This is a genomic window from Paenibacillus rhizosphaerae (genome assembly GCF_014192015.1).
In the GTDB taxonomy this organism is placed as follows: Bacteria; Bacillota; Bacilli; order Paenibacillales; family Paenibacillaceae; genus Paenibacillus_AQ; species Paenibacillus_AQ rhizosphaerae.
In genome coordinates, this window is the sequence record NZ_JACHXJ010000003.1 from 832,479 (window position 1) to 845,741 (window position 13,263).

General features: G+C 54.5%; 11 protein-coding genes and 1 pseudogene. 3 read left to right on the top strand and 9 right to left on the bottom strand.

Annotated elements, in window-relative coordinates; translation table 11 throughout:
- Positions 1–59: 59 nt before the first annotated feature.
- The 3 genes and pseudogenes from FHS19_RS20600 to FHS19_RS20610 all read right to left on the bottom strand — a co-directional run.
- Positions 60–286 (bottom strand): annotated as a pseudogene (locus FHS19_RS20600) (class I SAM-dependent methyltransferase); the annotation flags it as partial.
- 147 nt (positions 287–433) lie between these two features.
- Positions 434–898, bottom strand: a complete 465-nt coding sequence (locus tag FHS19_RS20605) for a VOC family protein (RefSeq protein WP_183583675.1) — start codon at positions 896–898, stop codon at positions 434–436.
- A 494-nt stretch (positions 899–1,392) separates the two neighbouring features.
- Positions 1,393–2,964, bottom strand: a complete 1,572-nt coding sequence (locus FHS19_RS20610; RefSeq protein WP_183583676.1) for a copper amine oxidase N-terminal domain-containing protein — start codon at positions 2,962–2,964, stop codon at positions 1,393–1,395.
- A 150-nt stretch (positions 2,965–3,114) separates the two neighbouring features.
- On the opposite strand from FHS19_RS20610, the gene FHS19_RS20615 reads away from it, so the two are divergent.
- Complete coding sequence (locus FHS19_RS20615) at positions 3,115–3,498, top strand: winged helix-turn-helix transcriptional regulator (protein ID WP_183583677.1); 384 nt, start codon at positions 3,115–3,117, stop codon at positions 3,496–3,498.
- 122 nt (positions 3,499–3,620) lie between these two features.
- Here FHS19_RS20615 and FHS19_RS20620 read toward each other — a convergent pair whose 3' ends face one another.
- Together FHS19_RS20620 and FHS19_RS20625 are read right to left on the bottom strand one after the other, a co-directional pair.
- Complete coding sequence (locus tag FHS19_RS20620) at positions 3,621–4,127, bottom strand: GNAT family N-acetyltransferase (RefSeq protein ID WP_183583678.1); 507 nt, start codon at positions 4,125–4,127, stop codon at positions 3,621–3,623.
- A 100-nt stretch (positions 4,128–4,227) separates the two neighbouring features.
- Positions 4,228–5,073: an SDR family oxidoreductase gene (locus tag FHS19_RS20625; RefSeq protein WP_183583974.1), complete on the bottom strand. Its 846-nt coding sequence runs from the start codon at positions 5,071–5,073 to the stop codon at positions 4,228–4,230.
- A gap of 321 nt (positions 5,074–5,394) precedes the next feature.
- On the opposite strand from FHS19_RS20625, the gene FHS19_RS20630 reads away from it, so the two are divergent.
- Together FHS19_RS20630 and FHS19_RS20635 are read left to right on the top strand one after the other, a co-directional pair.
- Positions 5,395–6,126 carry an MBL fold metallo-hydrolase gene (locus FHS19_RS20630; RefSeq protein ID WP_183583679.1) on the top strand — a complete coding sequence of 244 codons (732 nt, stop codon included), beginning with the start codon at positions 5,395–5,397 and terminating at the stop codon, positions 6,124–6,126.
- Positions 6,127–6,313: 187 nt separating this feature from the next.
- Positions 6,314–7,405, top strand: a complete 1,092-nt coding sequence (locus FHS19_RS20635) for a M24 family metallopeptidase (RefSeq protein ID WP_183583680.1) — start codon at positions 6,314–6,316, stop codon at positions 7,403–7,405.
- 120 nt (positions 7,406–7,525) lie between these two features.
- On the opposite strand, the gene FHS19_RS20640 is transcribed toward FHS19_RS20635, so the two are convergent.
- The 4 genes from FHS19_RS20640 to FHS19_RS20655 all read right to left on the bottom strand — a co-directional run bounded on the left by FHS19_RS20640 (position 7,526) and on the right by FHS19_RS20655 (position 13,259).
- Positions 7,526–8,209 carry a queuosine precursor transporter gene (locus FHS19_RS20640; protein WP_183583681.1) on the bottom strand — a complete coding sequence of 228 codons (684 nt, stop codon included), beginning with the start codon at positions 8,207–8,209 and terminating at the stop codon, positions 7,526–7,528.
- A 291-nt stretch (positions 8,210–8,500) separates the two neighbouring features.
- Positions 8,501–9,583: a hypothetical protein gene (locus FHS19_RS20645; protein ID WP_183583682.1), complete on the bottom strand. Its 1,083-nt coding sequence runs from the start codon at positions 9,581–9,583 to the stop codon at positions 8,501–8,503.
- A gap of 429 nt (positions 9,584–10,012) precedes the next feature.
- Positions 10,013–11,407: an L-cystine transporter gene (locus FHS19_RS20650; RefSeq protein ID WP_089545559.1), complete on the bottom strand. Its 1,395-nt coding sequence runs from the start codon at positions 11,405–11,407 to the stop codon at positions 10,013–10,015.
- A 238-nt stretch (positions 11,408–11,645) separates the two neighbouring features.
- Positions 11,646–13,259, bottom strand: a complete 1,614-nt coding sequence (locus tag FHS19_RS20655) for a cobyric acid synthase (RefSeq protein WP_246426702.1) — start codon at positions 13,257–13,259, stop codon at positions 11,646–11,648.
- Between the last annotated feature and the right edge of the window lie 4 nt (positions 13,260–13,263).

Below are 13,263 nucleotides of genomic sequence, written 5' to 3' on the forward strand. Positions count from 1 at the left end.
TTGCTTTGATCACGAAGGTTACCGGAAACATCTTCGCTCTTTTTACAAAATCATCATTTTATTCCCCATAGTTCAGATGCTTTGCGATCCCCGTGATATTGCAAGGATTGACCGTTTCCACAGCATATCTCTCTAACATCTTTTTCCCGGAAACATCGCCAAAAAGTTGGCATTTTTCTTCTGAAACAAAGGCTCCATAATAAGGAAGCACGATTGCTCTTAAAAAATCATTTCCTTTTGTATCCCAATAGACGCTGTTCGTTTCATATACATGATTCCTATTCAACCTGATGCCTCCTCTTCTTCGATACCTTTGGTAAAACCGAGAGGGCGAATACCACACAGCGTGAATATGGTGTTATACGAAAATCCTCTTCTTCAACAAAAAACCTGCTGTCATTCGTAAAGCAGCTCTCTTGTACTAGCTCTTCAATTAGGGCTGCCAAACTTCCCATATGTTACCGTCAGGATCAGCGAACGTTATGTTCGGTCCGCTTGTCACTCGTTCACTTAAAATGTTCACTCCGTTTTCCTTGAATCGTTTGGACAGTTCTTGAATTCTCGGAGTAATAAAGCATGCCATTGCATGGGGTTTGCCGTTGTCCAATGACCATGAAAAGCGTAATCGGCCGCCTTCTTCGTCCGATTGGTGAAGGAACAATGCAGGTACAACTTGCCTTAAACCAGGTGAAGGCAGGTTTCCATTACGATCGGGAAGATTCAATACAGCCATCTTCATTCCAGGCTCAACAAGGTCGTTGTTGGCAGGTTGGTACCCCAAATTCTTCTGGTACCATTGAATAGACTCGTAAACATCATTTACGGGTACGTAAATACAAGTGATCCCCGTAATGTCTTCCAGGCTCTCTTTCATTTCGTTTCCATCATTTGCGTTCATATTCAATTCCTCCCTCTCATCATCGGTAATCAATTTAGGCTGCGCTTTCAGTTTTATTTCGAGCTTATTTACATATGTAATAAAGACCAAGTGCTGCGAACACTTGGTCAGTACAATTGGCTTGGATGGTTTATTCCCTTCTGAGTCGTACAGGAACAAAACCCACCTTCGGCCTCAACCTTTGGGTGGGTTTTACTTTCTCTAGTTGTTGTTATTATGATGTATGTAAAAGAGCAAACATGAAACATGGCCACCCAAGATTTAATTATAGTTATATTTTACCTTTATTGGCATCTGCGTACAAGTGTTCTCAATTTATTTTTATTACGTTGCATACCCTTTGCTTTTTATCGTAAGTCAACTAGCCCCCTATATCCCTTATACCAACTAAAAAAGGCAGCCCCCAGGGCTGCCTTCATTTCTTCCTTATACGTTGTTCCGCATTCTTCATCCGAGTTTCAAAGCTCTCCAGCTCTCAAAACTCTCGATACATCCTACTCCCGCTCAATCGTCACCAACTGCTCGCTCTTGTCCCAGTTCACCTTCGTGCCGAAGGCGTCGGCTACAAAACGCAGCGGCACGTACAGCGAGCCGTCGCGATTGATCACCGGCTGGGTCAAAGTAACGGTTTTGCCGTCGATCGAGGCTTGCTTGGAGCCTTCCTTGATGACGATCCGGGTGCCCTTCAGGTCTTCGACCAGCGTCAGCTGCTTCGTGGCCCCGTTCCATTTCAGCTGGGCATCCAGCTGATCCGCAACGTATTTGATCGGCACCATCGTCGTGTTATTCACGATAATCGCTTCCGGATAGTACCAGTAGTCATCGTCGTCTTCAGCATTTTGGCGCGTTGTCAGCGAAATCTGCTTTTGCGTAATCTTCGCATCTTCCGTCAAGAGACGGTACAGGTCGGATTTCGCATCGAGATGACGGATCACTTCGCCCGGCGTCACACCGATAAAGCTTGGTTCCCACACGCCTTTGGACGTGTCGACCTTGTTTACGGACACCGGCTGGTTGACGTTCCATGTTTCCGACTGTGAGTGAACCTTCACCTGCTTCACAGGCACGCCTTCACCCTGCGGAATTTGGATCGTCAGGTCCATGTTCTGCTTACGGATCTGCAGCTTGCTGTCCAGGAAGAAGTCCAGGGAAAGCACGGTATCCTTGCCAAGGATCACCGACATATCAGGTTCAGCCATCATTTCTTTGACGGTGTCGTCGTATTGAGGCAGGAACTCGTTCAGCGCCTTCAGCGCCTCATCGGTTAAATAAGTCACTGCCGCATCTTTATCCTTCAGCACGCTTTCCGGCGTACCGAACGCTGCTGCCATATCGTCCATGTCTTCACCGGACTGGCTAAACGCAGATTCGAAAATCGGATAGTAGACGTCATAGACGGCCGAGATCATTTCTTTCAATCCTTCTTTGTCCTGGGATACGCTGGTCAGGAAGCCTTTAACCAGGCCTGCCAGCTCATCCCCGCGAATGTCGATGTGCAGCTTCTGCAGCGACACCGATTCGCCGTTCACCTTGTCAGTCACGGAGGACAGCGCGATCGAGGAAGGGTTCGGCGCGTGTTTGATCAGGAATCCGCCGACATCCTTCACCATTTTCAATGCGCCTTCGTTGGACATTTGAAGTCCGGTCATCGTGAGCCCTTCCATGCCTTCCATACCATTCATTGGAATCACGACAGGTTGAGTCATACCCTCAAGAGACAAGGCCAGGTTGTCCTTATCAACGGACAGGTGGAACGGAATTTGCTTGCCGTTAACCTTCACCGCGCCTTCAACGGATCCGGTGTTCGCATCCTGCGTACGAGCCGAATCAATCGTGAGCGAGATGGAGTTGATCAGGTCGATCATCTGCTTATCCTCTGCCGTCAGGCCGCTATCCGCAGGCACCAGTTCAAGCGACAGTGAGGACTTCGCTTCGGACGATTTGACATCCAGCGTACTAAGCACTGCCTTGTTGACGTCCAGGCCGCCAACGGCCTGACAGCCTGCCAGCACAATCAGCATGATGGCCAGTCCAAGCGCCAATCCCCATTTGAAACGCTTCTTCATTAGTTTTCCTCCCCATTATGTATGTATGGAAAAAATTCCATTTTATATAGTATGCCAGCAGGTAACACCGAATGTAAAGAACATTTCAAACCGTATATATTTAACGCTCCGTTTGCGATATAATGAACATCATAAACGAGGTGAAGAAGCATGCAATCAAGCCATTTGTGCCCCAAATTGGAAAAAGGGATGGAAATTATCAACCGGCGCTGGACCAGTCTGATCATCCATCAGCTGCTGAGCGGCCCGAAGCGTTTTTGCACCATTGAATCCTCTCTGCCGATCAGCGGCCGGTTGTTGTCGGAGCGGCTCAAGGATCTGGAGCAGGACGGTGTCGTCCGGAGAGAGGTATTCCCGGAAACGCCGGTGCGAATCGAATATTCCCTGACCGAGAAGGGCATGGCACTCGAACCGGTCATCCGGGGAATCGAGCTCTGGTCCGAGCAATGGGTCACGATTGATAATGCGGAATCCACGCCCGCCGCAGCCGCCAAGTGCTGCGAAGCGAAGCCTGCCTGCGACGAGGACCTTTGATACGTACGGATTGGTTGGCCCCCTCCTCACCACAACAAAAGGCGCCTGCTGCATGCAGAGCGCCTTTTCAGTATTCCAACCTACAACCCCATATCAGGAGCCGTCATCGCCTTCGGGCTTACTTATACTTTGCGGCCGACGATGACCAAATCCCGTTCCACGCCATCCAGCTCGGCCACGCCCGGCAGCACGCCCCAGTCCTCAAAGCCATAGCGGCGCAGCAGCTTCAGACTCGGTTCGTTATGCCCGAACACAAAGCCCACCAGCCGTTTCAGTCCGAAGCGCGGAGCTTCGGCCAGCGCCTTTTCCAGCAAAATTCGGCCGACGCCCGCCCCGCGGCACTCTTCCGCCACATAAATGCTGATCTCCGCCGTCGCATTATAGGCTGCCCGCCCATAAAAAGACTGGAAGCTGAGCCAGGCCACAACCTTCCCTTCGGAGCGCATGACCCACAGCGGACGGTGATGGCTGTTATGCTCATGGAACCAGGCCAGCCGGCTCTCTACCGTCACGGGCTCCAGATCCGCGGTCACCACTCTGCCTGCCACCGTCGTGTTGTAAATATCGACCACCGCCTGCAAATCCTCCAGTGTGGCGTCTTCAATGATGTAATGTTGTTGCGTCGTCATCTGCCCTGTTCAGCCTCCTACCGCTTGTCTACGATCCATGTTATTTTCTATTGTAAAAGAATCCGCGAATCTGCGCTATAGGAAGCTTTTAGCGCTGCACTCACCCGTTCAGTCCCACCATCTGCTCGCTCCAAGTCCACAAGCGTCTTGCACTCTCACGGCCGGCCGCTTTGGGCTTCAGAGCCTGCTGCTTTTTCCGGTAAAAATATTTCCCGCTCACGCCCGCAACCTCCGGTGAGGCCGCCAGGTAAATGGCAGTGTCCGCCCCCTGCTCCGGCGTCAAAAACACCGGCTTCAGCGCGGCCAGCACCCGCTTTCCAAAGCCCGTATCGCGGTTCACCCCGATCTGCGTCGCGACGGCGCCGGGATGGATGCAGTTTACAGTGACCCGGGTGTGTTTCAGCCGCTCGGCCAGCTCTACCGTGAACAAAATATTCGCGAGCTTCGACTGGGCGTACGCCTTGATCGGGTTAAAGCTTCGAGACAAAAACGGATCGTCAAAGTGGATGCTGCCGGCCTTATATGCTCCGGAAGCAACGACCACAACTCTCCCCTGCTCTGCAGCGGTCAGCCGGTCCAACAGCAAGTTGGTCAGCAGAAAATGGCCCAGGTGGTTTACGCCTAGGTCCATTTCGAAGCCATCGCGGGTCAGCTGTCTTTTCAGCATGACCACGCCCGCGTTGTTGACCAGCACATCCAGAACCGGATAGCGCGCCTTGAATACCTCCGCAAAGCGGCGGATACTCGCCAAATCGCCCAAATCGCACAGCATCAGCTCAATCGCCTCCGAGCCGCTCCGGCGGATAGCCTCCTGCAGCGCAGCTTGGCCGCGCGACTCGCTCCGGCACACCATCATGACCCTCGCTCCCTGCTTCGCCAGCTCGACCGTCGTCGCAAGTCCCATGCCAGAGTTGGCGCCGGTCACGACCACCGTTTTTTGCTCCATGCTCACCCTGATCCCTCCCTTTCTGCTTTTTCTAAAATTCTAGCACAGCGGCAAGGGAAAGCGTATATAGTTCTGCAAAGCTTCCCCTCCTTTTACAGCATCGGCGGTGCGATAAGGGACGGCCTTCCTACCAGGCTGTGTTCAAACGGCATCCCGTATCCCACAAGCCCGTGCCATAACAGACAGCATTTTGCAGCACCAAGGCCCAAGGCATTTTCAAGGACTGCTTTTTCTTTTTGGAAATGAGAGGTTTATAATAGAAGCAACCAATGCTATTTCATTCAAAACGAACATAGGAGGTGTACCGGATTTATCCGGGAAATGATGCAAATCGGACATCAGATCGTTTCCATTGAGCTCTTTGCTCAGCCGACAGCCGAGCAGCCTGCCTACCAGCCGGTCCTGCTGTGGGATGAAACCGGAGCTACGCTCGTCGATACCGGCAATGTCGGCCTGTTCGACCAGGTCCAGAAGGCAGTCTCCGAAACCGGCCTCATCCTGAACGATATCAAGCGCGTCATCCTTACGCACCAGGACATCGACCATATCGGCAACGTATCCCGCCTGATTGAAGCTAATCCCGGGATTGAGATCTGGGCCCATGAGGACGATATTCCCGTCATCACCGGACAAGAGCCGCTGATCAAGGTCACGCCGGAGCGTCTAGCCCAAATGCCCGAAGCGGCCCGGGAGGCGATTCAAAACGTTCTCGACGAGCGTTCCACCATTTCCATCAGCCGGGTGCTGCATGACGGAGATCAGCTGGAGCTGCACGGCGGCATGCAAGTGATTCACACGCCGGGGCATACGCCGGGACACATTTGTCTGTACCTTCCCAAAGAAAAGCTGCTGCTCGCTGCCGATGAACTGATTGTCAAGGACGGCGAGCTGCAGGGACCGGTGCCCGGTTTTACGCCGAATATGGCGCAGGCCATCGAGAGCATGGGCAAGCTGGCCGATCTGCCGCTGGACCGGGTGTTCTGTTACCACGGCGGCTTGTACGACAAGTCTCCGAACGAACGCATCCGGGAGATCATTCAAAGTCACCGGTAACCAAAACGTCTATCGACGTCATTGCATTGAGAATGAGTGGGTTTAACGGAAGTTTTCCAGCCGCGTAACCATAGGATTGAAGTGACTCGGGGAGCCTGGATCGGGCAGTTGGATCATCGAGCCATCGGGCAATCAGGCAAAACTGCCTGTCCACCAGCTCTCTCTACATAAGAAAGGATGAATGACCATGAGCAACCGAATGACCGCCTTGGAGAAAGCCCTGAACGAACACGGCCTCGACAGCCTGCTCGTTACCGACCCTAAGCATGTTTACTACCTGACCGGTTTTGCCAGCAACCCGCATGAACGGTTTCTCGGCCTGCTGCTGACCCGCGGTGAACAGCCGCTCCTGATCGTACCCGCCCTCGATGCCGAGGCCGCCCAGGCCGCATCTTCCGTAAAAAACATCATCACACATGCCGACACGGACAATCCGTACGACCTGCTCCGGCAGCAGTTCAAGAACACGATCGGCACGCTTGGCATTGAAAAAGAACAGATCAGCGTGGCGCGCTACGAACAGCTGCAGCAGTCGGTCGGTGCCGGGCAGTACGAAGATATCGGCCCGCTGCTGCGCGCGATGCGCGTCAGCAAGACGCCGGAAGAAATCCAGCGCATGAAGCATGCGATCGACCTCATTGAGGAGGTACTGCGGCAGGGCCTCTCCCGCGTGAAGCCGGGCGTGACCGAAATCGAAATCGTCGCTGAGCTGGAATATTTAATGAAGAAACTCGGTGCGGACGGTCCTTCGTTCGACACGATGGTGCTGACCGGACCGAAAACGGCGCTCCCTCACGGCACACCGGGCCAGACCAAGATCCAGTCCGGCGACCTGCTCATGTTTGATATGGGTGTCTACGCCAACGGCTATGCTTCCGACATCACCCGGACGTTTGCGGTCGGCGACATTTCTCAGGAGCTGACGAAGATTTACAACACCGTGCTGGAAGCCAACCTGCAGGGCATTCAGGCGATCAAGCCCGGCGTGACGCTGGCTTCCATCGACCTGGCAGCCCGCCAAGTCACCGAGGACGCAGGCTACGGTCAGTACTTCATGCACCGTCTGGGGCACGGCCTCGGGATGGATGTCCACGAGTATCCGTCCGTGCACGGCGGCAATACGGATCTCGCGCAGCCGGGAATGGTTTTCACCGTGGAGCCGGGCATTTATGTACCGGGACTGGGCGGCGTACGGATCGAAGATGATATCGTCGTCACCGACAATGGCGTTGAAGTCCTGACCTCTTACCCGAAAGAATTAACGGTTATCGGCGGTTAATGCCCGATGAAACGGCAAAACCGGAAGAACCCATCGCTAGATGGATCTTCCGGTTTTTTGTGCTGCTACCATATCAGCCTATTTATTGAACAGCCGCATTGTTTCAGGCCGCCGTTCTCTTTAATCCTCGTCCTTGAATTTGAAATCGCGGGCGATATATAGAAACGGCGTTCCCACCGCGGTCAGCACGAACTTGATCAGATACGTCGTCAGGAAAATCTCGATCCAGACCGACAACTCGTAGCGTCCAGCAAAAGCGATCGTACAGAAAATAAGCGTGTCCACCAGCGAGCTGATCATCGTGCTGCCGTTGTTGCGGATCCAGAACTGGTTCCGCTCGCCGAACAGCTTCCGCAGCCAGGCATACAGGCGCACGTCCAGGAACTGACTGACGAAGTAAGCCGTCAAGCTTCCCAGCGCCAGACGCGGCATCAGGCCGAAGATGTTCTGCAGCGATTCCTGCGCGAGGTCGCTCTCATCCGGCGTAAAGAACAGCGCCATCTGCATCAGCAGCGTCGTCATGAGCAGTGTGAAAAAGCCGAACCACACCGCCTTCTGTGCTTCCTTCCGGCCGTATTTTTCGTTCAGCAGGTCACTGGTCATATACAGGCTGACGTACATCGTGTTGCCCAGCGTCAGGACGATGCCGAAAATATCGATCGTCTTCGTCACCTGAATGTTCGCGATCACCGTCGCGACTCCGATCCAGGCGTACAGCCCCTTTTTGCCGAATAAACGGTAGCACAGCAGGTACAGCGAAAAATTAACAAGTACGAATAAAATACCCCACATCAAATTGTACACTCGTGTTCCTCCTAGTTTTGATTACGCGGGATGGTTGCGAACCGCGGCTTTGGGGCTCTTTGTCTGATCTATCAGACCCAAAACATGTACTACTGTATCACACGGAAACGGATGTTGCCATGTTTTTTTCTGGGACTGGAAATGTCTTAGGCAGTCTCCGTGAACCATCGGGAGGCGCCGCTGCAAACAAAAACTGCCCACGTTCCGGCGCTCGCAGCCGGCATGGGCAGTCTCTCAATATCGCATATATAAGTGATCACTCTCGTTCATCACCATGCACAAGGCAATGTTTTACTTCACGTCCGAATTGGTAAAATACAGCGTCTGCGGTCCGGCCGCCCCACCGGTCAGGCTCAGCTCAGCCGCGATCGTTTTGCCTTTTTGGTTCACCGTAAACTCGGTAAACTTCCAGGCGTTCTGATAGCTTACAAACGGCGACTGCAGCAGATCCTTGCCCCAGCCGATCACATAGTGGCCCGCGCCGCCGGACGGGTTGTCGTACACCGAAATGACCCGCTTCACGTCCTCTTCGTTGTTGATGGCCACGCTGAGGTTATACATGACCCCGTAATTGCCGTTGTTGATGACGGTTCCGCCATCCACCGCGTTCCAGCCTTCCTCATACTCACCCGGCATGCTGTCGCTCCACGGGCCGGTTGCCGCCGAGGAAATGCGGATCAGCGAATTGCCGCTCGACGTATTGTAGTCCAATGTACCGGTACGGTCCGCATGAGGGAATGTTCCGCGCACGTGCACATCCTTCGGCAGAATCGGCACGTCCAACGGGTTGGCCGGCTGCTCTTTATAGCCCAGCGTCGTTACCGTGACGGTCGCATCCCCATGCCCTTGCTGCGTATACGCGGCAAAATTGGCAATACCGCTGGCGGTGTGTGTATTTTCCGCGAGGGCGGTCAAGTAATAGCTCTCACCCGGCTGCAGGATTGCTTCCTGCTTCTGGGCCGCACGATTGCTCATAAAATCAGCCAAGGCCATCTGACCGGCGACATCCGGATAGTAATCCGTCGCAAGCCCGATCCCCTCCGAGAACAGCATGACAGGCTCGTCGGATGTGTTGGTCACGGCCACGGCCACGGTCAGCGGCTCTCCGGTCATATTTTGATGATGCCAAAATATGCGGAACGATCCGGTCACTGCATCCCTGTAGTAAGCGCCTTCAACTTTGGGGGATTCCGGGGAGTCGCTCAGGATCAGGGATCCGCCCGTTCCCGTCAGCACCGGTTTCACCATGGGGACCGCCGGTTTCAGCGTCTCAATCGGCACAAGCTCCGCGTCGTCCGCAAACGCCGCAGCCGATCCGGACAGCAGCAGCGTGCCCAGCAGGCCGATGTTCAGTAGCCATTTCGTTTTTTTCATGCTTATTCCCTCCTGAATTTGTAAGAGTATCCTTCCAGGTGGCGAATCATGGGATGTCATTTCGGATGGTTAACATGTTCGCGAGGTTGCGGCGTTTTCCTTTTTTTACGGACTGCGGCCAAAGGCCCATTTCTTGACATACTTCCGTGACGGATTTTATTTTTCCCGATTGTGCGGTGCTTTCAAACATCTCAGCGCTGTTAAGCCATGCGGCGGCCCGTACCCTTTTTCTCCGCAGCCTGTTCCGCCCTGCGGACCGTTTGCTCCGGCTCGCCGGCCGGTCCTTTGGACGCAGAAAATAACGTCGAATGGTCTAGATTTTTATTGCAATCTAAAAATGCCGAGCCTCTCAAGCTGATACTTACTCGTATCAAAAAAAGAAACCAAAGCCCGCAAAGGCTTTGATTTCTTCGGACGCGTCTCGCAAGCTTACGCATGCGCCGAGTCAAGTTCGACATGATTGTTGTTAAACGTATCCTGGTCGTTCTCTTTCAAAATTTTACTCGAGATCAGGCCGGCCGTGATCGAGTCGTTGACGTTCAGCGCCGTGCGTCCCATGTCGATCAGCGGTTCAACCGAGATCAGGAGACCGGCGAGTGCCACAGGCAGGTTCATCGTGGACAGCACGATCAGGGATGCGAAGGTGGCACCGCCGCCAACGCCGGCAACCCCGAAGGAGCTGATGGTTACGATCAGAATCAGTTTAATAATGAAATCCCAGCTCGTCGGATCGATGCCGACCGTCGGTGCGATCATGACCGCCAGCATGGCCGGATAAATACCGGCGCAGCCGTTCTGGCCGATCGTGGCACCAAAGGTTGCCGACAGGTTGGCAATCCCTTCCGATACCCCAAGCTTCTTCGTTTGGGTTTCCACGTTCAGCGGAATGGTTGCCGCACTGGAACGGGAAGTGAACGCGAAGACGAGCGTCGGGAATACTTTGCGTACGTATTGGATCGGGTTAAATCCGAACAGCGTAATCAGAATCAGATGAATGATGAACATGACGATCAGGGCTACATATGAAGCGCCGACAAATTTGGCCAGCTTCAGAATCTCATCGATATTCGTGGTAGCCGTCGTCTTCGTGATCAGGGCCAGGATGCCGTAAGGCGTCAGCCTGAGCACCAGCGTAACGATTCGCAGGACCACCGCATAGACCGCTTCGACCATTTTGCGGAAGGTTGCCGCCTGCTCCGGTTTTTTACGGTCAATGCCGAGAACAGCAACTCCGATAAAGGCCGAGAAAATTACGACGGCCAGCGTCGAGGAGCGGCGTGCTCCGGTCATGTCCGCGAACGGATTGGTCGGAATGAATTCCAACACCTGCTGCGGGATCGACTTGTCCTCGACCTCGCCCACTCTCTCTTCCAGCTTCTGACCTTGCGCTTGTTCGCGGTCACCCGCTTGAATCTCAATCGCCTTTAGGTTGAAGGACAAGCTGGTTACGATACTTACCGAAGCTGCGATCGCTACGGTGATGAGCAGAACGGCGATAATCGAACCGCTCATTTTGCCGAGGTTCTGTTTGCCCTTCAGGTTCATGATCGCCGAAATGATCGATACCATGATCAGCGGGATGACGACCATTTGCAGCAGACCGACATAACCGCTGCCGACAAGGCTGAACCAGTCGGTAGACTTGCTGACGACCTCCGACTGCGTACCGAAGGCCCATTGAAGGATAAATCCGAAAATAATACCGAGCGCCAGGCCGGTAAATACGCGTTTCGTGAACGAGACGTGCTTTTTCTGCATCCAGATCAACAGGCCGATCAGGATGAGCATCACAACGACGTTCACCACAGTCCAAAGTGTGTCCATCTCTCTTTCGTCTCCCCTCTTATATCAAATAATAACGCCTGTGCCTGCGGCTTGCCCGCGGGCAGGTCGCTTGCTTTTTTTGACAATCTGTGAAACTGGATTTTAGTGTAGCATAATCCATACTATTTGGGTAGGGTTAATTTCATGTCATAAGTTGCTGCAAAAAAAGAAAAAAAGAAGTCATCCGCCACGTCAACATCGGAATGACCTCTATTTATTACCCGTTTCCCGTTTAAAACTATACCGTCTGGGCGGATATTCCCATGATTTGATACACCCGCTCCAGATCAAGGTGTTCTTTGACGACCGACGCAACCCGGTCAAACTCCTGCTCCTTCAGCCCCGACGCGGAGAATGTCTCCTTTACCGGGCGGAGCCCTTTACTCTCGCGGATCCGGTCGAGCCATAAACGGCGAAGGCGGTCATTATGAAACACGCCGTGCAGATAGGTGCCCCAGATCCGCCCGTCCAGCGTCCCCCAGCCTTCGGCGGCCGGCTGCTCTCCGTCCGGTCCCAGCTTAAACACCGGGGCCATCTGCTCCCCTTTCAGGCTGCGGCTCTGACCCATATGGATTTCGTATCCTTCGACGGGAATCGCTTCGCCGGAAGCCAGCTGGCCCCGGCTCTCCGCAGACAGCAGGAGCGGGGAATGGTCTGCTACCCTGCCGGCAACGCGGACCGTGCGCTTCTCCTTCGCAAACGTCGTTGTAACCGGCAAATAGCCGAGTCCTTCCTCCTCCCGGGCGACGCCTCCATCGGCGGCGTCCGGATCATGCAGCATTTTGCCGAGCATCTGGTACCCCCCGCAAATGCCGGCCAGCTGAACATCGCCCGATTCGACGGCCGCGGCGATCGCCAGGTCGAAGCCTTGAGTGCGGAGATACTGCAGATCCCCAATCGTATCCTTCGTCCCCGGCAGAATGATCACATCCGGATGACCGAAATCGGCCGCCTTGGTAATAAAGCGGACCCGGACGTCCCTTTCCTCCTGCAGCGGGTCAAAGTCGGTAAAGTTGGAAATACGCGGATAACGGATGACGGCAATGTCGATGTCCGGCTCCGGGCCGGACTGCCCTTTGGAGGTCAGCTCATCCAGCACGACGGAGTCCTCCGCCTCGATGCGGATGTCCGGGATGTACGGAAGCACACCCAGCACCGGAATGCCGGTCCGCTCTTCCAGCCAGTCCAGCCCCGGCTGCAGCAGGGACAAGTCCCCCCGGAACTTGTTGATGATAAAACCCTTAACCCGCTGCCGCTCGTGCGGCTCCAGCAGCTCCAGGGTACCCACCAGGAACGCGAACACGCCGCCCCGGTCGATGTCCGCAACGAGCAGCACAGGCGCGTCGGCCCAGCCGGCCAGGTTCATGTTGACGATGTCCCGGTCCTTCAGGTTAATCTCAGCCGGGCTGCCTGCGCCTTCCATCACGACGATATCGTACTGCGCGCGCAGCCTGTCGAGGGCTTCCAGCACCGTCTCCTTCGCTTCCGGCAGAAAGCGGCTGCGGTAATCGGTTGCACTCATGTGGGCCAGCGGGCGCCCGTGAACGACGATCTGCGAATGCATGTCACCCGTCGGCTTGATCAGGATCGGGTTCATGTCCGTGGTCGCCTCAATCCCGCTAGCCTCGGCCTGCATCCCCTGCGCCCGTCCGATTTCCTTGCCGTCTGCGGTCACGTAGGAATTCAGCGCCATATTTTGCGACTTGAACGGTGCCGTGCGGTATCCGTCCTGCACGAAGATGCGGCAGAGCGCCGCCGTCACGACGCTTTTGCCAACGTCCGAAGCCGTTCCCTGAAGCATCAGCACGGCCCCTGGAGAACCGCTCTTCCGTGTTGTATCGGTTAAATCCATCGCG